Here is a 19,836-nt window from a genome sequence, read left to right as displayed (position 1 = left end):
CCCCCACCCCTCTCCTCCCCCCCCCCCGTTTCCTCCCTTTCCGTTCCCCTCGTTCTTTCTCCTCTCCTTCTCACGCTGGAGTGGCATCGTGAACAACGGCATCGGCAACGGTTTCAACGGCTCGAACGGCCCCAGGCGCCGACACGGCTTCCCGCCCGGCTTCTCCCGCAGGGCGTTCCTGAAGCACACCGGCGTCCTGGGGGCGGCCGGCGCGATCACCGCGAGCCTCGGCGCCTGCTCGGGCCCCGAGTCCACCACCAGCGACAACGACAACGGCGACGGCGGGCTGCGCACCCTCACGGCCGTCATCGGGTACGGCAACGACCAGAGTTGGGACCCGACGATGACCGCGTCGGCGTTCTCCATGGCCGCCAACCACCACATCTACGAGGGCCTGCTCGACACCGACCCCATCACCCGCGAGCCCTACGCCGCGCTGGGCACCGCCCTGATCGACGACACCAGCGCCACCACCTGGCGCTTCAGCCTCCGCGACGACGCCACCTGGCACGACGGCCAGCCCGTCACCGCCGACGACGTCGTCTTCACCTTCGAGCGCATCCTCGACCCCGAGGCGCAGGTGCTGACCCACTCCTTCTTCGTCACCTGGCTGGAGCGGGTGCGCGCCGTCGACGAGCGGACCGTCGAGCTGGACTTCCGCTTCCCCTTCCCTGACGCCGCGCCCCGCCTGACCATCGCCAAGATCCTGCCCCGGCACGTCTACGAGGCCGACGGCGCCTTCGACGAGCTCGACGGCGGGCGCCTGGTCGTCGGCTCGGGTCCGTACCGCCTGACCTCCCACCAGCCCACCACCAACACGGAGTTCGAGGCGTTCGAGGAGTACAACGGGCCGCGCCCCGCCGCCTTCCCCCGCATGAACTGGCTGACGATGGTGGAGGCCGCGCCGCGCGTGGCGGCGATCTCCGGCGGCAGCGCGGACGCGCAGATCGCCGACAACATCCCCTACGACAACGTGGAGCAGCTGCGCGGCGACGGCCTGACCGTCGAGGGCGGCGCCGGCATGAACCACATGTTCCTGATGTTCAACACGGCCACCGCGCCCTTCGACGACGTCCGGGTCCGCCAGGCCCTCTTCTACGCCATCAACGTCGACGAGATGATCGAGGTCGCCCTGCGGGGCTACGGCGCGGCGCCCACCTCCTTCCTCAACGAGGGCAACCCCGCCCACCGCCCGGCCGCCACCGTCTACACCTACGACCCCGACCGCGCCCGGCGGCTGCTGGACGAGGCCGGCGTCACGGACCTGCGGGTCAACCTCATGGCCGTCAACGTCAGCTGGATCGTGGACTGCCTGCCGACCATCAAGGAGTCCTGGGACGCGATCGGCGTCTCCACCACCCTGGAGCCGCAGGACACCTCGGCCCTGTTCACCAAGATGGACCAGAACCAGGACTACCAGGTGGTCGCCGCCGCCTCGAACCCCAACCAGTTCGGCCTCGACGCCGACCTGATCATGCGCTACAACTACACGGCCGGCGGCGGCTGGATGGGATACACCCGCTGGGACGGCAGCGAGGACGCCCGCGCCCTCTTCGCGATGATGGACGAGGCCACGCGCGAGAGCGACCCGGAGCGCAAGCTCCAGCTCACCCACGCGTACCTCGACGTCATCGCCGAACAGGCCGTCCTCTACCCGGTGGTCCACAACGAGCTGCTGACCGCGTGGGACCCCGACGCGCTCACGGGCGTCACGGCCCAGCCGTATCCGGGCATCAACCTCCTCCAGGCCGGGCCGGCCTGACCCGGCGCGAGTAGGGAACCCGAGAGGGAGTCCGGGAGGGAACGCGTACCCCCATGGTCGTCATCGTCCGCATGGTGCTGCGCCGCGTCGCGCTGCTGGTGCCGCTGACGCTCGGCATCGTCCTGTTCGTCTTCCTCGTGATGGAGTTCTCCGACACCGACCCCGCCGCCGCCTACTTCATGGGAGGCAACCCCACCCAGGAGCAGCTGGAGAACTTCCGCGAGGAGAACGGCCTCAACGACCCGCTCGCCGTGCGGTACGTGGCGTTCCTCGGCGACCTGGCGCGCGGCGACATGGGCACCAGCGTGCTCGGCCGCGAGCAGGTCGCCGACCAGGTCGGCACGGCGCTGCCGCTCACGATGCAGCTGACGTTCCTCGGCCTCGGCCTCGGCGTCGGCCTCGCCCTGGTCTTCGGCGTCCTCGCCGCGATCTACCGTGACCGCCTGCCCGACCAGGCCATCCGCGTCGTCTCCCTCACCGGGGTGGCGGCGCCCAGCTTCTGGATCGCGCTGCTGATGATCCAGTACCTGGCGGTGGAGCTGGGCTGGTTCCCGACCGGCGGGTACACGAACCCGGCCGACTCGCTGACCGGCTGGCTGGAGACGATGGCGATGCCCGCCGTCGCGCTCTCGCTGCCGGTGGCGGCGGCGTTGACCCGCATCGTGCGCACCGCCGTCGTGGAGGAACTCGACCGGGACTACGTGCGCACCGCCGTCGGCAGCGGCCTGCCCCCGGTCGTCGTCGTGGGGCGCAACGTCCTGCGGAACGCGCTGATCAACCCGCTGACGGTGCTGGGCCTGCGCGTCGGGTACCTGCTGGGCGGCGCCGTCGTCATCGAGACGATCTTCAACCTGCCCGGCATGGGCAAGCTGATGATCGACGCGGTGCGCAACGGCGACCCGGCCGTCGTCCAGGGCGTGGTCCTCACCACCGCGCTCGGCTTCGTCGTGATCAACCTCGTGATCGACATCCTCTACCTCCTGGTCAACCCACGGCTGAGGAGCGCTGACTGACCCGTGACGACACCGTTCCGCAAAGCCGCCTCCCGCGTCCCGACGCGCCGCCGGCTCACCGAGCGCCTCGCCCGCCCCGGCGCCCTGCGGCTGGGCGGGCTGCGCCGGCTGCCGCTCCTCTCCCGCGTCGCGCTCGGCGTGATCGCGTTCGTCGTGCTGATGGCGGTGTTCGCCCCGCTGCTGGCGCCCCACGACCCGTACGACCAGTCGCCGAACTCCGACGGCCCCTCCGCCGACCACTGGATGGGCCAGGACAGCCTCGGCCGGGACATCCTGAGCCGGCTGATGTACGGGGCGCGCTGGTCGCTGATGATCGGCCTCGGCGCGACGCTGATCGCGCTGGTGGCGGGGGCGCTCATCGGCGCGGTCGCCGCCACCTCCCGCCGGGCGGTCGACGAGACGCTGATGCGCTGCCTCGACGTCGTGATGGCCTTCCCCGGCGTCGCGCTCGCGGCGGTGCTGGTCTCCGTCTTCGGCGGCGGCATCCCGGTGCTGATCGGCGCCATCGCCTTCCTGTACACGTCGCCGATCGCCCGCGTGGTGCGCGCCAACGTCCTCGACCAGTACGGCGAGGACTACGTCACCGCCGAGCGGATCATCGGCGCCCGCACCCCGTTCATCCTCGTCCGGCACGTCGCGGTCAACTGCGCGGCGCCGGTGCTGGTGTTCTGCACGGTGCAGGTGGCCGAGGCGATCGTCTTCGAGGCGTCGCTGTCGTTCATCGGCGCGGGAGTCCGCCCGCCGGAGCCGTCGTGGGGGAGCGTCATCTCCGACGGCAAGAACATGGTCCTGGTCGGCGGCTGGTGGGCCACGGTCTTCCCCGGCCTGCTGATGCTGGTGACGGTGCTGGCGCTCAACGTCCTGTCGGAGGGCATCTCCGACGCGTGGGCCGCCCCGGCGGCGCGGCCGCTGGCCGACGCCTCGCAGGCGTCCGGCACGGCGCTGGACGCGGCCACCTCCGGCGCGGCCGGCGCCTCGGCGCGCGACGCCGTCCGCGACGCGGCCCCCGCCACCGGCGGCGGTCGGGGCGGTGGCGGTGGCGGTGGCGGTGGCGGTGGCGGCGGTGGCGGCCCGGTGGGGGACGAGGCCGAGCTGGCGCGGGCGGCGGCCGAGGCGCCGGCACGTGAGCTGGAACAGACGCTGGCGAAGGACCGGGCGCCGGAACCGGGGTCGGAGCCCGAGTCGGAGCCGGAGCCGGGGGAGCGCCGGCCTCTCGCCCTGCCGCCGGGCCTCGCCGAGGCCGGCGCGCGGCTGCGCGCACGCGCCCGCCCCACCGTCACCGAGGCCCCCGTCCTCGCCGTCCGCGCGCTGCGCATCGGCTTCGACCGCCACCACCGCGGCATCGACGTCGTCGACGGCGTCAGCTTCGACGTCCGCCCCGGCGAGGTGCTCGGCCTCGTCGGCGAGTCCGGCTGCGGCAAGTCGCTGACCGCGCTGACCGTGATGGGCCTCCAGCCGAGGGGCGCCCGCGTCGGCGGCAGCGTCACCTTCGGCGGCCAGGAGCTGCTCGGCATGCCGGCCCGCGCCCGCCGTCGGCTGCTCGGCCACGAGATGGCCATGGTCTACCAGGACGCCCTGTCCTCGCTGAACCCCGCCATGTCCATCCGCGCGCAGCTGAAGCAGCTCCACCGGCGCGGCGGCACCCGCACCCCGGCCGAACTCCTCGAACTCGTCGGCCTCGACCCGGGGCGCACCCTGCGCAGCTACCCCCACGAGCTCTCCGGCGGGCAGCGGCAGCGGGTGCTGATCGCGATGGCGCTCTCCCGCGGCCCCCGCCTGATCGTCGCCGACGAGCCGACGACGGCGCTCGACGTCACCGTCCAGGCGCAGATCATCGAGCTGCTGCTGCGGCTGCGCGCCGAACTCGGCTTCGCGCTGATCCTCGTCTCGCACGACCTGGCGCTCGTCGCCGACGTCACCGACCGGGTGGCGGTGATGTACGGCGGGCAGATCGTGGAGACCGGCGTCACGGCTGACCTCGTGGCCGCCCCGGCCCACCACTACACCCGTGGCCTGCTCGGCTCCGTGCTGTCGCTGGAGTCGGCCGCCAGCCGGCTGACGCAGATCCGCGGCGTGGTGCCCTCGCCGGCCGACTTCCCGCCGGGCTGCCGCTTCGCCGACCGCTGCCCGCTCGCCGACGCCGTCTGCGCGACGGACGTGCCCCTCGTGGCCGTCCCCACCGCCGGGCCCGCGCCGGGGGCCGGCGGACACGAGGCCGCCTGCCACCACCCCGTCCTCGCCGAGCCCGAGGAGGCCGCCCGGTGACCGCGCAGACCGCCCCGACCGCCCACCCGAGCCCCGAGCCGGCCGCCCTCCTGACGGTCACGGACGCCCACAAGGTCTACGCGGCGCGCGGCGGCAGGCTGCTGCGGCCCGACCGGGTCCACGCCCTGACCGGCGCCGAGCTGACGATCGCGGCGGGCGAGACCGTCGGCGTCGTCGGCGAGTCGGGGTGCGGCAAGTCCACCCTCGCCCGGCTGCTGGTCGGCGTGGAGCGGCCCAGCAGTGGCACCGTGGCCTACCGGGGACGGGACCTGTGGGCCATGCCGTCGGGCGAGCGCCGCGCGGTCATCGGCCGCCACCTCGGCATGGTCTTCCAGGACCCGGCCACCGCCCTCAACCGCCGCCTGCCCGTGCGCCGCGTGCTGCGCGACCCGCTCGATGTCCACCGCCACGGCAGCCCGGCCCAGCGCGACGCGCGGGTGCGGGAGCTGATGGCGCTGGTGGGGCTGCCGGCGCAGCTCGCCGACGCGCTGCCCGGCCAGCTGTCGGGCGGCCAACGGCAGCGCGTGGCCATCGCCCGCGCCCTCGCGCTGGAGCCGGAGCTCGTCATCGCTGACGAGCCGACCAGCGCGCTGGACGTCTCCGTCCGCGCCCAGATCCTGAACCTCCTCCTCGACCTCAGGGACCGCCTCGGCCTCGCCCTCGTCTTCATCTCCCACGACATCCAGACCGTGCGGCGGATGAGCGACCGCGTCATCACGATGTACCTCGGGCGGATCGTGGAGGAGGCCCCGGCGGCCGAGGTCACCGACCGGGCGCGCCACCCGTACACCCGCGCCCTGTTCTCCGCCACCCCCGGGCTGCTCGACCCGATCGACCCGATCCCCCTCGTCGGCCCGGTGCCGTCGGCGACGAGGCCGCCGAGCGGATGCCCGTTCCGCACCCGCTGCTGGAAGGCGGACGAGGCGTGCGCCGCGACCATGCCGGAGGTGACGGAGGCGGCGGAGGGCGCCGGCGCGCACCGTTTCCGCTGCCACCATCCGGTCGCGGGTGACGAATCCACCCACGCGCTCGTTCTCCAGGCACAGGACCTTCACGCACGAAGCGCACCAAGCGCCCAGAGCGCCCAGAGCGCAGAAGGCGCCCAGAGCGCACGAAGCTCCCGCAGTGCCCAGACACCACCCAACGAGGAACGTCCATGAGCCTGCCCACCCGCCTCGGCGGCGTCATCCCCCCGGTCTGCACCCCGATGACTCCCGACGGCGAGGTGGACACCGGCTCGCTGCTCCGGCTCGTGGACCACCTCACCGGGGCCGGCGTGGACGGGCTGTTCGTCCTCGGCACCACCTCCGAGGTCGCCTTCCTGACCGACCGCCAGCGCGCGACCGTCGTCGAGACGGTCGCCGCGCACCTCTCCGGCTCGCTGCCGCTGCTGGCCGGCGCGATCGACACGACGACCCCCCGCGTGCTGGAGCACGCCCGCGCCGCGCTCGCGGCCGGCGCCGACGGCGTCGTCGCCACCGCCCCGTTCTACGCCAGGACCAGCCCCGCCGAGGTCGAGCGCCACTTCCGGCTGCTCGCCGACGGCCTGAACGCGCCGCTCTTCGCCTACGACCTGCCCTCCGCCGTGCCCGTGAGGCCGGGCACCGAGCTGCTGCTGCGGCTGGCGGCCGACGGCGTTCTCGCGGGCCTGAAAGACTCCAGCGGGGACCACCTCACCTTCCGCCGCGTCCTCACCGCCGCCCACGGCGACCCCGCGACGAGCGACTTCTCCGTCCTCACGGGCTCGGAGAACCTCGTGGACGTGGCGCTGCTGATGGGCGCCGACGGCGTGGTGCCCGGCCTCGGCAACGTGGACCCGCACGGGTACGTGCGGCTGGTCCGGCACTGCGCGGCCGGCGACTGGCAGCGGGCCCGCGCCGAGCAGGAGCGGCTGCTGACGCTCTTCGGGATCGTGGCGCGCCCGCAGGGCGTCGCCGCGTTCAAGGCGGCGCTGCGGCTGCGCGGCGTCATCGACCACGACACCACCGCGGAGCCGCAGAGCCCCCTGACCGACGCCGAACGCGAACGCGTCGCCAAGCTCCTGGCCACCACCGGGCTGCTGTGACGGCGCGGCAGGCGCCCGGCCCGGCGGGGCGTCAGCCCCGCAGCTCGCGCAGCGGCACGCGGCGCAGCTCGATCGTCTCGTACGGCCCGGCCTCGCCGGTCTCGTACAGCACGCCCAGACACGTCTCCTCGTGCTCGTCGTCGTTGACCAGCAGCACGAGGTCGGAGTAGGCCGCGGGGCGGGTGGAGAGCGTCCTCACCCGGGTGAAGCTCCGCCCCTGGTCGTCGCTGCGCCACAGCGCCAACGCCGCCCGCGCGTCGGGCCGGGAGGGCCCCGCGAAGAACAGCACGTCCCCGACCGACAGCACGCTGCCCTGCACCACGGGCACGTCCGCGAGCGTGTCCTGCGGCGCGTACGGCTCCCGCAGCGACTCGCCGCCGTCGAGCGAGTGCGCGTCCACGCGGTTCCCGCCGGCGGTGCCGTGCTGGTCCCGGCTGTTGAAGTACAGCCGGCCGCCCGGCAGCTCGGCGGCCAGCGACTCGTTGGCGTTGACCACGCCGTCGTAGACGCCGTCGACGAAGCCGATCCGCCAGCTCCGGCCGCCGTCGTCGCTCAGCAGCGCGTGCGCGCCGTAGTACCTGTCCTCCTCGCCGGTGTCCGGGGAGTCCGCGGGCGGGCTCGCCGAGTGGTTGGCCGCCACCACCAGCCGGCCCGCGTGCCGTCCCTGCCGCAGCGCGACCGCGTGCCCCGGCCCCGTGGCGTACCAGCGCCAGCCGAGGGCGGTGGGCTTGGCCTCCTCGGTGACGTCCCGCGGCGCGCTGAAGCTCAGCCCGTCGTCGTCGCTGGTCTGCACGAAGACGCGGCGGGAGCGCTCGGGGGGCACCTCGCCGCGCATGATCGCGTCCTCGTGGGCGTCGCCCCCGTTGAAGCACGTCAGGAGGACCAGGCGCCCCGTGGCCGGATCGATGACGGGCGAGGGGTTCCCCCGGGTGTCGCCCTCGCCCGCGGCGACGAGGATCAACGGGCCCCAGCTGCGGCCCCCGTCGGTGGAGCGGCGCACCACCACGTCGATGTTGCCGGTGTCGGACGATCCGCCGACCCGCCCCTCGGCGAAGGCGAGCAGCGTGCCGTCGGGCGTGGTGATCGCGGCGGGGATGCGGTACGTGTCGTACCCGCCCTCGCCGGAGACGTACGGCACGGAAAACGAGGACATGCTGACTCCTCAAGGGTCGTCAGGTGAACAGTCGTCAGTCGGGCGCGTGACGTGGGACGTGGGATGTCCGGCTTCCGGTGGATGACCGGAAAGGCTGTCCCGCAGTCCATGGCGGGCTCGCGACGCCCTGCGACTTCCCTTGCCGCGTTGTCGTCGGTCGCCAGCCTGCAAGGCTGACTCCCTCCTCCGCCTTGCAATCGAAGCCCCAGGACGCCGCTCCCTGATCCACCAGGGACTGCGGGACAGCCTTTAGGGAGCGTGCCCGGCCTCGACAAGGGCAACCGCGAGCGCCTCGTCGACCGGCGTCGGGCCTCCCACCAGCTCCAGCGTCAGGCCGGCGGCGCGCGGCTCGTCGAGCAGCGCCAGCAGCACGGCCGCCACGTCGTCCCTGGTGACCTCGCCCCGGCCGGTGGACGCGGCCAGCCGCACCCGGCCGGCGCCCTCCTCGTCGGTGAGGCGGCCGGGCCGCAGCACCGTCCACGCCAGGCCGTCCCTGGCCCGCAGCTCGGCGTCGGCGGCGCCCTTGGCCCGCAGGTACGCCGCGAAGACCGGCTCCGTCCCCGGCGGCGGCTCCTCGTCCACCCCGATCGCCGAGACCATCAGGAATCGGCGCACCCCGGCCCGCTCGGCCGCGTCCGCGACCAGCACGGCCGCCGCCCGGTCCACCGTCTCCTTCCTGGCCGCGCCGCTGCCGGGGCCGGCGCCCGCCGCGAAGACCACGGCGTCCGCGCCCCGCAGACGCTCAGCCACCTCCGCCACTCCCGCCGACTCCAGGTCGCAGACGACCGGCTCCACGCCGTCGGCCCGCAGGTCCTCCGCCTGCTCGGCCCGGCGGACGAGCCCGACCACCCGATCCCCACGCCCGGCCAGCAGCCGCCCCAGCCGCCGAGCGATCTTTCCGTGTCCTCCAGCGATCACGATGCGCATGACGACGACCGTACGCCCCGCCACTGACAGTCACGAAAGCCGCCGGGCGGCCGAAGGGCCGTCCCGGTCACGGGAACTCGCCCGTCGCCTGCCGGGGCAGCCCCCGTCCGCCGGGCCGCCCCGGCGGCCCCGGCACCGCGGGCACCCCGCCGTACTCCCGCACCGCGCTGGTGCGGGCCACGATCCGGCCGCGGTGGATCACGATCCGGCTGTAGGCCAGCGAGAGCGCGGCGGTCACGGTCGGGGCGCGCACGGCGATCAGCTCGGCGGGGAAGCCGGGCTCGATCCGCACGTCGGGCAGCCCGAGCGCCGCCCGGGGCGCCCGGCTGACGGCGAGGTAGGCGTCGAGCGGCGAGAGCCCGGACTGCGAGGCCAGCAGGTAGGCCGCCTCCAGCGGGTCGCCCCGGCCGACCGGGTTGGCCGCGTCCCGCAGCGTCCCGCTGCCGGCCGCCACCCGCACCCCGGCCGCCGTGAGCAGCCCCACGGGCGTGCCGTGCCGGCCGCCGCCGAACCCGCCGCCGCACCGGCCCTGCGGCAGGCAGGCGACGGTGACCCCGGCGGCGGCGAGCTGGTCGGCGGCGCGGGCGGCGGCCTGCGGCGTCAGGCGGGACAGGCCCGTGCAGGGCCCGATGGTGACGGCCGACCGGCTGGCGGCGACGGCGGAGGCCAGGCGGGCCAGTCGGGCCGGGTCGCCCGCCTCGGTGTGCAGGTCGACGGGCAGCCCGCGCTCGTCGGCCAGGCCGAGCACCACGTCGAGGTGGCCGGCCGGGTCGGGGTCGAGGTCCGGCGCCCCGCCCACCGCGCCCGCGCCCATCCGCACCGCGTCCCCGAGCAGCGCCCGGTTGTCCGCGCCGTCCCGCCCGGTCAGCAGCCGCGGCACGGCGACGGCCGTCAGCTCCGCGAAGCCGCGCAGCGCGCGCCGGGCCGTGAGGACGGCGTCCAGCGCGGTCAGCCCGTGCACGTCGCCGATGCGGACGTGGGTGCGCTGCGCGGTGGCGCCGTGCCCCAGCTGGAGGAGCGCCGCCTCGGTGACGCGGCGCCGCAGCGCGGCGGGGGAGCTGCGCGGCGGCGCGCTGCCGGTGAGCGCGGTGTCCGTGAGCGCGGTGTCGTGGTGGGCGTGCGGCTCCACCGGGGCGGGCAGCAGCAGGTAGTCCCGCAGGTCGAGGCGGTCGGGCGCGTCGGGCGTCCCCGGGCGGTCGGGGTGGTCACGGCGGCCGGTGGGGCCCGACGGGCCCGGCGGGCCGGCGGGACCCTGGGCGGCCGGGGAGCCGGGTGCCCGCGGGGCGTCGAGGGGTGTCCGGCCGCCGCCGCGCGGCGTGGGGCCACCCGGCCCGGTGAGGCTGCCGGCGGTGCCGACGGCCTCGATGCGCCCGCCGCCCAGCCGCACGTCCACGGCTCGGCCGTCGGCGAGCCGGGGTCCGCTGAGGACGAGGACGGGGGAGTCGGCGGCCGGGCTGCGGTCAGGCACGAGGCGAGCGTACGGGGCGGCCGGGCCCTCGGCGGGGAGGGAGGGAATAGTCGTACCGCCGTGGTGCGCGACCGGGCGGCACAGGGCGCGTGGTCTGGGCGGATCCGTCGCGCTCCGTTATGGATTTCTCCTTCGCCGCCAGAGCGTGTAATCTCTTGAGCGCTCGCCCCAATAGCTCAGTCGGCAGAGCGTCTCCATGGTAAGGAGAAGGTCAACGGTTCGATTCCGTTTTGGGGCTCTGGGGTGCGTGATCCTCCGCTCAGGCGGTGGGCTCCATCTCATGGCGGCGTAGCTCAGTCGGTAGAGCAAACGGCTCATAATCGTTGTGTCACCGGTTCGAGTCCGGTCGCCGCTACGCCTAGTAGCCGATTGTAGGGTCGCTCCTCCGATCGGCTACTCTTCTCTGCGTTCATCTTCCGTACCGGCAAGGAGCACTCACGTGGCTGCCACCGACGTCCGCCCGAAGATCACGCTGGCCTGCGTGGAGTGCAAGGAGCGGAACTACATCACCAAGAAGAACCGGCGCAACGACCCGGATCGCATGGAGATGAAGAAGCACTGCCCCCGCTGCAACGCCCACACGGCCCACCGCGAGACCCGCTGACCGGACCGGGACCCGCCACGATGGCGCTAGACCAGTCCTTCGTCGGGCGGAGCTACTCCCACGACGGCCCGCCGTACGAGGTGGGGCGGGAGAAGATCCGCGAGTTCGCCGAGGCGATCGGGGACGACAACCCCGCGTACTCCGACCCGGAGGCCGCGAGGAAGCTCGGCCACCCGGACGTGATCGCCCCGCCCACCTTCGTCTTCGCGATCAGCCACCGCGCCGTCGAACGGCAGGTCATCGCGGACCCCCAGCTCGGTCTCGACTACAGCCGGGTGGTCCACGGCGACCAGAAGTTCACGTACTCGCGCCCGGTGCGCGCGGGGGACCGGCTGCTGGTCACCTCCACCATCGAGTCGATCAGGACGATGCGGGGCAACGACATCCTGGAGATCCGTGGCGAGGTCCACGACGCGTCGGGGGAGCACGTGGTGACCGCGGTCAGCAAGCTCGTGGCGCGCGGGCCCGAGGAGGACGAGGGCGGGGGGAGCGCGGCATGACGGCCCAGATCGCCTACGCCGACGTCAGCGTCGGCACCGAGCTGCCCGCGGCGACGTTCCCCGTCACCCGGGCCACGCTGGTGCGGTACGCGGGCGCCTCGGGCGACTTCAACCCCATCCACTGGAGCGAGCGGACCGCCCGCGGCGTCGGCCTGCCGAACGTCATCGCGCACGGCATGTTCACCATGGCCGAGGCGATCCGCGTGGTCACGGACTGGGTCGGTGACCCCGGCGCGGTGGTGGAGTACGGGGTGCGGTTCACCAAGCCCGTCGTGGTGCCGGACGACGACACCGGCGCCCTGATCGAGGTCACGGCGAAGGTCTCGGCCAAGCTCGACGACGAGGCCCGCACCGTTCGGGTGGACCTCACGGCCACCAGCGCGGACCAGAAGGTCCTCGGCGCCTCCAAGGCCGTCGTCCGTCTCGCCTAGCCGCCGTCCAGCCATCGTCCAGCCGTCGTTCACGTGGGGGCCAGGTCGCCTGACCTGGCCCTTTCTTTCTGGGTTGACGAGATAGTGATTGACCACTAACTTATTCCCCATGGCCAGGGAGAGCATCCGTATGAGCGCCGAGGAGCGGCGCGAGGCGGTGCTGCGTGCCGCGATCAGCGAGTTCGCCCGCGGCGGGTACGCGGGCACCGCGACCACGGCGATCGCGCGGCGGGTCGGCGTCTCGCAGCCGTACCTCTTCCGGCTCTTCCCCGACAAGCGGGCCATCTTCCTCGCCGCCGCCACGCGCTGCACGGACGAGATCCGGATCTGCTTCGAGCGCGCGGCGGAGGGGATCGACGACCCCGGGCAGGCCCGCGAGGCGATGAGCAGGGCGTACACGGAGCTGATCGCCGACCGGGACCGCCTGATGTTCCAGATGCAGGCGTACGTCGCGGTGTACGCGGCGGAGATGGCGGGGGACCACGCCTTCGGCGAGGAGATCCGCGCCTCCTGGGCGCGGCTGTGGGACTCCTCGCACCTGCTGCTGGGCGCGGACACGGAGGGGACCTGGGACTTCATGAGCACGGGCATGCTGATCAACGTGCTGCTGTCGCTCGGCTTCCCCGAGGGGCACCGCACCTGGAACGCCTGCGACATCTTCGCCGAGATGAACCACCCCCCACCGGGCCCCGACGCCCGCGATCCCAACGACCACTGAGACGACGCCGACGTGTGCCGCACGCCGACGTCGGTGCCCTTCGCCATGTCCACAGAAGTTATTGACCGCTCACTAATTGTTCGAGCGGGCCACGACGACCGAGCGAGAAAGTGACCTCATGCGCGACCACGCACCGCCCCAGCCCACCGACCAGCGGCGCTCCCTCGCCGTCTGGACCCTGCTGCTCACCGGCGCCGCCACCTTCATGGCCGCCCTCGACAACCTCGTCGTCACCACCGCGCTGCCCGTCATCAGGGAGGACCTCGGCGGTGACCTCACCGACCTCGAATGGGTCGTCAACGGCTACACGCTGCCGTTCGCCTGTCTCCTGCTGCTCGGCGCCGCGCTCGGCGACCGCTTCGGCCGCCGCCGGATCTTCACCGTCGGCATCGCCCTGTTCACGCTCGCCTCGGCCGGCGCCGCCCTCGCCGGCTCCACCGGGGAGCTCATCGCCGCCCGCGCGGTGCAGGGTGCCGGCGCGGCGATCCTCATGCCACTCAGCCTGACGCTCATATCCGCGGCCGTCCCGGCCGAACGGCGCGGCGCCGCCTTCGGCATCTGGGGCGCGGTCAACGGCCTGGCGGTCGCCGGCGGCCCGCTCGTCGGCGGCGTCATCACCGAGCACATCGCCTGGGAGTGGATCTTCTGGCTGAACGTTCCGATCGGCATCGCCCTGCTGCCGCTCGTCCGTGCCCGGCTCGCCGAGAGCCACGGCCCGAACAACCGCCTCGACCTGGTCGGCACCGTCCTGGCCAGCGGCGGCCTCTTCGGCGTCGTCCTGTCGATCGTGCGGGGCCACGAGCACGGCTGGACCTCCGGCTCGGTCCTCGCGGGCTTCGTCGCCGGCGCCGTGCTGCTCGTCGCGTTCGTCGCCTGGGAGCTGCGCACCCCCCACCCCATGCTCCCGATGCGCTTCTTCCGCTCGCGCGCCTTCAGCGCCGTCAACGCCGCGAGCCTGCTGATGTTCGCCGGCATGTTCGGGTCGATCTTCCTGCTGACGCAGTTCCTCCAGCTGATCCAGGGCTACTCGCCCACCGACGCCGGCCTGCGCATGCTGCCGTGGACCGCCATGCCGATGGTGGTCTCCCCGATCGCCGGCGCCCTCGCCGACCGCATCGGCGGCCGGCCCATCGTCGCCACCGGCATGGTGCTGATGGCGGCCGGCCTCGGCTGGCTGGCGGTGCTGGCGGAGCCCGAGGTCAGCTACGGCAGCCAGGTGCCCGCGTTCGTGCTCTGCGGCGCCGGCATGGCGATGTTCTTCGCCCCGACCGGGGCCATGGTGATGGGCTCGGTGGCCGAGGAGGAACAGGGCATCGCCTCGGGCGTCAACAACTCGCTGCGCGAGGTCGGCGGCGCCCTCGGCGTGGCCGCGCTCGCCTCCGTCTTCTCCTCCCAGGGCGGCTACGAGTCGCCGCAGGCGTTCACCGACGGCCTCGTGCCCGCCGTGTGGGTCGGCGTCGCGGCGCTGCTCGCCGCCGCGGCCGCGATCCTCGTCGCCCCGGGACGCCGGGCCGGCCGCGCCGGCACGGGCGCGGGCGGCGGTGCGGGCGGCGGTGCGGGCACGGGGACGCGGCAGCCGGACCCGGGCCCGGAGAAGGAGCTCGCGCCCCTCGGCTGAACCACCCACCGCGCACCGCCTCTCACCGTGCGCCGGCTCTCACCCCCCAGCGCCCCTCGACCGGGCCGTTCCCCCCACCAGGGCGACGGCCCGGTCGAGGGGAAAGCCGCGTCACGGGCCGCCCCCGCCGTATCCTGAGCGGGTGCAGGAGACCCGCGACGCCCCCCTCGCCCCGCTGACGACCCTGCGTCTCGGCGGGCCCGCCGCCCGCCTCCTCACCGCCACGACCGACGCCGAGGTCGTCGCCGCCGTCCAGGAGGCCGACGCCTCGGGCGCCCCGCTGCTCGTCCTCGGCGGCGGCAGCAACCTCGTGGTCGCCGACGCCGGATTCCCCGGCACCGTGCTGCGCGTCGCCACCTCCGGCCGCGACCTCGACGGCACCCACCTCGAACTCGCCGCCGGCGAGAACTGGTCGGCCGCCGTCGCCCACGCCGTCGACGCCGGCCTGGCCGGCGTCGAGTGCCTCGCCGGCATCCCCGGCAGCGCCGGCGCCACGCCCATCCAGAACGTCGGCGCCTACGGCCAGGAGGTCGCCACCACCATCACCGAGGTCGTCGCCTACGACCGCGCCGCCGGCCGCACCGTCACCCTCCCCGCCGCCGACTGCGGCTTCTCCTACCGCCACAGCCGGTTCAAGGCCGACCCCACCCGTTTCGTCGTGCTCCGCGTCCGGTTCGCCCTCGACGACGCCGGGGGCCTGTCCGCCCCCGTCGAGTACGCGGAGGCCGCCCGCGCCCTCGGCGTGCGCCAGGGGGAGCGCGTACCCCTGGCGGACGCCCGCGAGGCGGTGCTGAAGCTCCGCGCGGGCAAGGGCATGGTCCTCGACCCCGAGGACCACGACACCTGGTCGGCCGGCTCGTTCTTCACCAACCCCGTCCTCACCGAGGCCGAGCACGCCGACCTCCTCGCGCGCGTCGCGGAGCGCCTCGGCCCCGACGCCCCCGCGCCGCCCGCGTACCCCGCCGGCCCCGGCCGGGTGAAGACCTCCGCCGCCTGGCTCATCGACCACGCGGGCTTCCCCAAGGGCTACGGCTCGGGCCCCGCCCGCATCTCGGGCAAGCACACCCTCGCGCTCACCAACCGTGGCGCCGCCCGCACCGCCGACCTCGTCGCCCTCGCCCGCGAGGTGCGCGACGGCGTGCGCGCCGCGTTCGGCGTCACCCTCGTCAACGAGCCCGTCTGCGTCGGCTTCACGCTCTGAGCCAGGGCCCATCCGGGGGCCGGCGCCCCCCAGCGTTAGCCCGCGAGCCAGGTGTCGATCTCCACCAGCAGCTTCTCCCGCACCTCCGCCGGCGCCGTGCTCGCCCGTACCGACTGCCGCGCCAGCTCCGCCAGCTCCGCGTCCGTGAAGCCGTGGTGCTCCCGCGCGATCTCGTACTGCGCCGCGAGCCGCGCCCCGAACAGCAGCGGGTCGTCCGCCCCCAGCGCCATCGGCACCCCCGCCTCCCACAGCGTCCGCAGCGGGACGTCGGGCAGCTCCTGGTACACCCCGAGCGCCACGTTCGACGACGGGCAGACCTCGCAGGTCACCCCCGCCTCGGCCAGGCGCTCCAGCAGCCGGGGGTCCTCCGCCGCCCGCACGCCGTGGCCGACCCGGTGGGCCCGCAGGTCGTCCACGCAGTCCCGCACGCTGGTCGGCCCCGACAGTTCGCCGCCGTGCGGGGCCGACAGCAGCCCGCCGTCCCGCGCGATCGCGAAGGCCCGGTCGAAGTCCCGCGCGAAGCCCCGTCGTTCGTCGTTGGAGAGCCCGAAGCCCACCACACCCCGGTCCCGGTACCGGACCGCGAGCCGGGCCAGCGTGCGGGCGTCCAGCGGGTGCTTGGTGCGGTTCGCCGCCACCAGCACCCGCATGCCGAGGCCCGTCTCGCGCGCCGTGGTCTCGACGGCGTCCAGGATGACCTCCAGCGCCGGGATCAGGCCGCCGAGACGGGGCGCGTACGACGTGGGGTCGACCTGGATCTCCAGCCACCGCGAGCCGTCCCGCAGGTCCTCCTCCGCCGCCTCCCGCACCAGCCGCTGGATGTCCTCCGGCGTGCGCAGGCAGGACCGGGCGATGTCGTAGAGCCGCTGGAAACGGAACCAGCCGCGCTCGTCCGTGGCCCGCAGCCGGGGCGGCCGGCCGCTGCTGAGCGCCTCCGGCAGGTGGACGCCGTACCGGTCGGCGAGCTCCAGCAGCGTGGCCGGCCGCATCGAGCCGGTGAAGTGCAGGTGGAGATGGGCTTTCGGGAGGGACCGAATGTCGCGCGCACGTGCCATCCCAGGATGGTGCCGCACGGGCCGGGCCACCGGGTAATCGACGGCCGGCCGGCTCGCTCGGACGTGCGAGGACGGCCTACGCGGGCGGCGTCGCGCGGGCGGCGTGCGCGGGCGGCGCGCGAGGCGGCGAACGCTCAGGCGAGGAGCCGCTGCATCCGCGAGACGCCCTCGACCAGGTCGTCGTCGCCCAGCGCGTAGGACAACCGCAGGTACCCGGGGGTGCCGAAGGCCTCGCCGGGGACCACCGCCACCTCCGCCTCCTCCAGCAGCAGCTCGGCCAGTTCGAGGCTGCTGCGCGGCCGACGGCCGGCGATCTCCCGGTCCAGCAGCGCCCGCACGGACGGGTAGGCGTAGAACGCGCCCCGCGGCTCCGGGCAGCTCACGCCGTCGATCTCGTTCAGCATCCGCTGGATCGTCCGCCGGCGGCGGTCGAACGCCTCGCGCATCGCCGACACCGCCGTCAGGTCGCCCGAGACGGCGGCCAGCGCGGCGACCTGGGAGACGTTGGCGACGTTGGAGGTGGCGTGGGACTGGAGGTTGGTCGCGGCCTTCACGACGTCCTTCGGGCCGATGACCCAGCCCACCCGCCAGCCGGTCATCGCGTAGGTCTTCGCGACGCCGTTGACGACCACGCAGCGCTCGGCGAGCTCGGGGACGGCCACCGGCATCGAGGTGAAGCGGGCGTCGCCGTAGACGAGGTGCTCGTAGATCTCGTCCGTCAGCACCCACAGCCCGTGCTCGACGGCCCAGCGGCCGATCTCCGCCACGCGCTCGGCGGGGTGGACCGCGCCGGTGGGGTTCGAGGGTGAGACGAACACCAGCAGCTTCGTGCGCGGGGTGCGGGCCGCCTCCAACTGCTCGACGGAGACCAGGTACCCGCTGGTGTCGTCGGTGACGACCTCGACCGGGACGCCGCCGGCCAGGCGGATCGACTCGGGGTAGGTCGTCCAGTACGGGGCGGGCAGGAGGACCTCGTCGCCCGGGTCGAGCAGGGTGGCGAGGGCCTCGTAGATCGCCTGCTTGCCGCCGTTGGTCACCAGCACCTGGGAGGCGTCGACGCGGTACCCGGAGTCGCGCAGCGTCTTCGCCGCGATCGCCTCGCGCAGCTCGGGCAGGCCGCCGGCCGGGCTGTAGCGGTGGTACCGGGGCTCGCGGCAGGCCGCAGCCGCGGCGTCCACGATGTAGTCCGGCGTCGGGAAGTCCGGCTCGCCCGCGCCGAAGCCGACGACGGGCCGGCCGGCGGCCTTCAGGGCCTTGGCCCTGGCGTCCACGGCGAGGGTGGCGGACTCGGCGATCGCGGCGACGCGCGCGGAGATCCGGCCCGTGGGGGAGGGCGGGGTCGCCGGGGTGGACGGTGCGGCGGCCTGTGCGGGGTCGTTCGTTGCGGCACTCATACGGGCATCGTGGCAGACCACGGGGGTGGCGGAGGCGCCGGCCGGCGGGGTGTGGCCGGGCCCGCGGGCGCCGGGCGGGGGCCCTCGGCGCCGCCGCCGTGACCCGTCGGGCCATCCGGAGCGGCTACGCGATCGACGCGCGGCGTCCCGAGCACGTACACTCTTGCCTCGTTGGTCCTCACCAACCGTTGTCCGGTAGGTTGAGGGCGAGCCTAGGGTCGTAGCTCAATTGGTAGAGCACTGGTCTCCAAAACCAGCGGTTGGGGGTTCGAGTCCCTCCGGCCCTGCTGCACGCACAGGCCGTCCGGGCAGCCGGGCGGCTTATGACCATGACCGGGATCAGGTGAGGACGAGTGGCTGGGATCACAGACTCCGTGGAGGCGCCGGAGCCCCGGGGCGAGAGCACCGGCCGTCGAGGCAGGCGCGCGAAGCGTGGACCACTGGGCAGGCTCGCCCTGTTCTACCGACAGGTCATCGCCGAGCTGCGCAAGGTGGTCTGGCCTGGCCGACGCCAGCTGACCACGTACACCACGGCGGTGATCGTCTTCGTCGTCGTCGTCATCCTCATCCTGACCGTGCTTGACTGGGGATTCAGCCGAGGCGTCGAGTGGATCTTCGGCTGAGCACGTCATCGTGCACCACCCCGTCAACCCGGAAAGCCAGGAAGAAGCAGCTACCGTGTCTGAGCCGTCTGACCCGAACCTGAACGACGCGGTGCCCGCCCCCGAGGGCGAGGACACCGAGCGCGACACCGTCGAGGCAGCGGACACCGCCCCCGAGAACACCGCCCCGGAAGCGGCCGAGGAGGCCGACGAGGCCGAAGAGGTCGAGGTCACCGAAGCGGCCGAGGAAGCCGACGAGGCGGACGAGGACGAGGCTGGGGCGGCGGAGGCCGAGGAGGCCGAGGCCGAGGAGCCGGTCGACCCGGTGGCGCAGCTGCGCGAGGAGCTCAGCCAGCTGCCCGGCGAGTGGTACGTCGTGCACACCTACGCGGGGTACGAGAACCGCGTCAAGACGAACCTGGAGCAGCGGGCCGTCTCGCTCAACGTCGAGGACTACATCTTCCAGGTCGAGGTGCCGCAGGAGGAGGTCGTCCAGATCAAGAACGGCGACCGCCGCACCATCAAGCAGAACAAGCTCCCCAGCTACGTGCTGGTCCGCATGGACCTGACGAACGAGTCCTGGGGCGTCGTGCGGAACACCCCGGGCGTCACCGGCTTCGTGGGCAACGCCTACGACCCGTACCCGCTGACCCTCGACGAGATCGTGAAGATGCTGGCCCCCGAGGCCGAGCAGAAGGCCGCGGCCGAGGCCGCGGAGGGCGCCCCGTCGGCCGGCCGCAGGGTCGAGGTCCAGGTGCTCGACTTCGAGGTCGGGGACTCGGTCACCGTCACCGACGGCCCCTTCGCCACCCTCCAGGCGACGATCAACGAGATCAACCCCGACTCGAAGAAGGTCAAGGGCCTGGTCGAGATCTTCGGCCGCGAGACCCCGGTCGAGCTCAGCTTCGACCAGATCCAGAAGAACTGACAGCGGCGGTCTTCGAGCGACAGCGACAGAGCAGCGACAGAACAGCGACGAAGAGGCCCCTGACCGGCGCGTGTGGCGCGGGTCAGGGGCTTTCGCGTGGTCGGTGGGTGGCGGGCGTCGGGGCGTCGGGCG

Annotated in this window: 18 protein-coding genes and 3 tRNA genes; 16 read left to right on the top strand and 5 right to left on the bottom strand. The window is 74.0% G+C overall.

Going from position 1 to position 19,836, the window contains the following annotated elements:
• The first annotated feature begins 100 nt into the window (after positions 1 to 100).
• Genes ACTWP5_RS20515 through ACTWP5_RS20495 form a run of 5 tightly spaced genes read left to right on the top strand, consistent with a single transcriptional unit; the run spans position 101 to position 7,105 of the window.
• Positions 101 to 1,762 carry an ABC transporter substrate-binding protein gene (locus ACTWP5_RS20515; protein ID WP_443222493.1) on the top strand — a complete coding sequence of 554 codons (1,662 nt, stop codon included), beginning with the start codon at positions 101 to 103 and terminating at the stop codon, positions 1,760 to 1,762.
• Positions 1,763 to 1,815: 53 nt separating this feature from the next.
• Entirely contained in the window at positions 1,816 to 2,775 is a 960-nt protein-coding gene (locus tag ACTWP5_RS20510) for an ABC transporter permease (RefSeq protein WP_443222490.1), read from the top strand.
• Between the two features lie 3 nt (positions 2,776 to 2,778).
• Positions 2,779 to 5,040, top strand: coding sequence for a dipeptide/oligopeptide/nickel ABC transporter permease/ATP-binding protein (locus ACTWP5_RS20505; protein WP_443222489.1), 2,262 nt, complete (start codon positions 2,779 to 2,781; stop codon positions 5,038 to 5,040).
• Positions 5,037 to 6,200, top strand: coding sequence for an oligopeptide/dipeptide ABC transporter ATP-binding protein (locus tag ACTWP5_RS20500; RefSeq protein ID WP_443222488.1), 1,164 nt, complete (start codon positions 5,037 to 5,039; stop codon positions 6,198 to 6,200). The genes ACTWP5_RS20505 and ACTWP5_RS20500 overlap by 4 nt, the downstream gene beginning before the upstream one ends.
• Positions 6,197 to 7,105, top strand: a complete 909-nt coding sequence (locus ACTWP5_RS20495) for a dihydrodipicolinate synthase family protein (protein WP_443222487.1) — start codon at positions 6,197 to 6,199, stop codon at positions 7,103 to 7,105. The genes ACTWP5_RS20500 and ACTWP5_RS20495 overlap by 4 nt, the downstream gene beginning before the upstream one ends.
• A 31-nt stretch (positions 7,106 to 7,136) precedes the next feature.
• Here the strand turns inward: ACTWP5_RS20495 and ACTWP5_RS20490 are convergent, their stop codons facing one another.
• The 3 genes from ACTWP5_RS20490 to ACTWP5_RS20480 all read right to left on the bottom strand — a co-directional run bounded on the left by ACTWP5_RS20490 (position 7,137) and on the right by ACTWP5_RS20480 (position 10,653).
• The gene (locus tag ACTWP5_RS20490; RefSeq protein ID WP_443222486.1) at positions 7,137 to 8,258 is read right to left on the bottom strand and encodes a sialidase family protein; all 1,122 of its coding nucleotides are present in this window, start codon (positions 8,256 to 8,258) and stop codon (positions 7,137 to 7,139) included.
• 249 nt (positions 8,259 to 8,507) lie between these two features.
• On the bottom strand, positions 8,508 to 9,185 hold the full coding sequence (locus ACTWP5_RS20485) for an SDR family oxidoreductase (RefSeq protein ID WP_443222485.1): 678 nt from the start codon (positions 9,183 to 9,185) through the stop codon (positions 8,508 to 8,510).
• Positions 9,186 to 9,252: 67 nt separating this feature from the next.
• Positions 9,253 to 10,653, bottom strand: a complete 1,401-nt coding sequence (locus tag ACTWP5_RS20480; protein WP_443222484.1) for a hydrolase — start codon at positions 10,651 to 10,653, stop codon at positions 9,253 to 9,255.
• 165 nt (positions 10,654 to 10,818) lie between these two features.
• Between ACTWP5_RS20480 and ACTWP5_RS20475 the strand changes: the two genes are divergently transcribed.
• The 8 genes from ACTWP5_RS20475 (at position 10,819) to ACTWP5_RS20440 (ending at position 15,725) form a co-directional block, all read left to right on the top strand.
• Positions 10,819 to 10,891: transfer RNA gene (locus tag ACTWP5_RS20475), tRNA-Thr, on the top strand.
• A 44-nt stretch (positions 10,892 to 10,935) separates the two neighbouring features.
• Positions 10,936 to 11,008: transfer RNA gene (locus ACTWP5_RS20470), tRNA-Met, on the top strand.
• An 84-nt stretch (positions 11,009 to 11,092) separates the two neighbouring features.
• Positions 11,093 to 11,257, top strand: a complete 165-nt coding sequence (rpmG, locus tag ACTWP5_RS20465; RefSeq protein ID WP_016578602.1) for a 50S ribosomal protein L33 — start codon at positions 11,093 to 11,095, stop codon at positions 11,255 to 11,257.
• A 20-nt stretch (positions 11,258 to 11,277) separates the two neighbouring features.
• On the top strand, positions 11,278 to 11,757 hold the full coding sequence (locus ACTWP5_RS20460) for an FAS1-like dehydratase domain-containing protein (protein WP_443222483.1): 480 nt from the start codon (positions 11,278 to 11,280) through the stop codon (positions 11,755 to 11,757).
• Positions 11,754 to 12,188, top strand: a complete 435-nt coding sequence (locus ACTWP5_RS20455) for a MaoC family dehydratase (protein WP_443222482.1) — start codon at positions 11,754 to 11,756, stop codon at positions 12,186 to 12,188. Before ACTWP5_RS20460 ends, ACTWP5_RS20455 begins: the two co-directional genes overlap by 4 nt.
• 109 nt (positions 12,189 to 12,297) lie before the next feature.
• Complete coding sequence (locus ACTWP5_RS20450) at positions 12,298 to 12,906, top strand: TetR/AcrR family transcriptional regulator (RefSeq protein ID WP_443222481.1); 609 nt, start codon at positions 12,298 to 12,300, stop codon at positions 12,904 to 12,906.
• Positions 12,907 to 13,024: 118 nt separating this feature from the next.
• Positions 13,025 to 14,524 carry a DHA2 family efflux MFS transporter permease subunit gene (locus ACTWP5_RS20445; RefSeq protein ID WP_443222480.1) on the top strand — a complete coding sequence of 500 codons (1,500 nt, stop codon included), beginning with the start codon at positions 13,025 to 13,027 and terminating at the stop codon, positions 14,522 to 14,524.
• 142 nt (positions 14,525 to 14,666) lie between these two features.
• Positions 14,667 to 15,725: a UDP-N-acetylmuramate dehydrogenase gene (locus ACTWP5_RS20440; protein ID WP_443222479.1), complete on the top strand. Its 1,059-nt coding sequence runs from the start codon at positions 14,667 to 14,669 to the stop codon at positions 15,723 to 15,725.
• A gap of 35 nt (positions 15,726 to 15,760) precedes the next feature.
• On the opposite strand, the gene ACTWP5_RS20435 is transcribed toward ACTWP5_RS20440, so the two are convergent.
• The gene (locus ACTWP5_RS20435; protein WP_443222478.1) at positions 15,761 to 16,780 is read right to left on the bottom strand and encodes an adenosine deaminase; all 1,020 of its coding nucleotides are present in this window, start codon (positions 16,778 to 16,780) and stop codon (positions 15,761 to 15,763) included.
• A 134-nt stretch (positions 16,781 to 16,914) separates the two neighbouring features.
• Positions 16,915 to 18,174, bottom strand: a complete 1,260-nt coding sequence (locus ACTWP5_RS20430; RefSeq protein WP_443222477.1) for a pyridoxal phosphate-dependent aminotransferase — start codon at positions 18,172 to 18,174, stop codon at positions 16,915 to 16,917.
• Between the two features lie 214 nt (positions 18,175 to 18,388).
• On the opposite strand from ACTWP5_RS20430, the gene ACTWP5_RS20425 reads away from it, so the two are divergent.
• The 3 genes from ACTWP5_RS20425 (at position 18,389) to nusG (ending at position 19,704) form a co-directional block, all read left to right on the top strand.
• Positions 18,389 to 18,461, top strand: a tRNA-Trp gene (locus ACTWP5_RS20425).
• A gap of 66 nt (positions 18,462 to 18,527) precedes the next feature.
• Positions 18,528 to 18,797 (top strand): preprotein translocase subunit SecE, encoded by a 270-nt coding sequence (gene secE, locus ACTWP5_RS20420; RefSeq protein ID WP_443222476.1) that lies wholly within the window; start codon positions 18,528 to 18,530, stop codon positions 18,795 to 18,797.
• Between the two features lie 55 nt (positions 18,798 to 18,852).
• Entirely contained in the window at positions 18,853 to 19,704 is an 852-nt protein-coding gene (gene nusG, locus ACTWP5_RS20415; protein ID WP_443222475.1) for a transcription termination/antitermination protein NusG, read from the top strand.
• Positions 19,705 to 19,836: the final 132 nt, after the last annotated feature.

Origin of the sequence: Streptomyces sp. 4N509B (genome assembly GCF_052245655.1) — a bacterium.
Lineage (GTDB): Bacteria > Actinomycetota > Actinomycetes > Streptomycetales > Streptomycetaceae > Streptomyces.
The sequence above is the reverse complement of the archived record's forward strand: the minus strand, read 5'-3'. Positions and strand labels throughout refer to the sequence as shown.

Coding starts and splice junctions, on each gene's coding strand:
- ACTWP5_RS20510 (WP_443222490.1), top strand. CDS start 1,816: ATGGTCGTCATCGTCCGCATGGTGCTGCGCCGCGTCGCGCTGCTGGTG.
- ACTWP5_RS20495 (WP_443222487.1), top strand. CDS start 6,197: ATGAGCCTGCCCACCCGCCTCGGCGGCGTCATCCCCCCGGTCTGCACC.
- ACTWP5_RS20490 (WP_443222486.1), bottom strand. CDS start 8,258: ATGTCCTCGTTTTCCGTGCCGTACGTCTCCGGCGAGGGCGGGTACGAC.
- ACTWP5_RS20485 (WP_443222485.1), bottom strand. CDS start 9,185: ATGCGCATCGTGATCGCTGGAGGACACGGAAAGATCGCTCGGCGGCTG.
- ACTWP5_RS20460 (WP_443222483.1), top strand. CDS start 11,278: ATGGCGCTAGACCAGTCCTTCGTCGGGCGGAGCTACTCCCACGACGGC.
- ACTWP5_RS20455 (WP_443222482.1), top strand. CDS start 11,754: ATGACGGCCCAGATCGCCTACGCCGACGTCAGCGTCGGCACCGAGCTG.
- ACTWP5_RS20450 (WP_443222481.1), top strand. CDS start 12,298: ATGGCCAGGGAGAGCATCCGTATGAGCGCCGAGGAGCGGCGCGAGGCG.
- ACTWP5_RS20445 (WP_443222480.1), top strand. CDS start 13,025: ATGCGCGACCACGCACCGCCCCAGCCCACCGACCAGCGGCGCTCCCTC.
- ACTWP5_RS20435 (WP_443222478.1), bottom strand. CDS start 16,780: ATGGCACGTGCGCGCGACATTCGGTCCCTCCCGAAAGCCCATCTCCAC.
- ACTWP5_RS20430 (WP_443222477.1), bottom strand. CDS start 18,174: ATGAGTGCCGCAACGAACGACCCCGCACAGGCCGCCGCACCGTCCACC.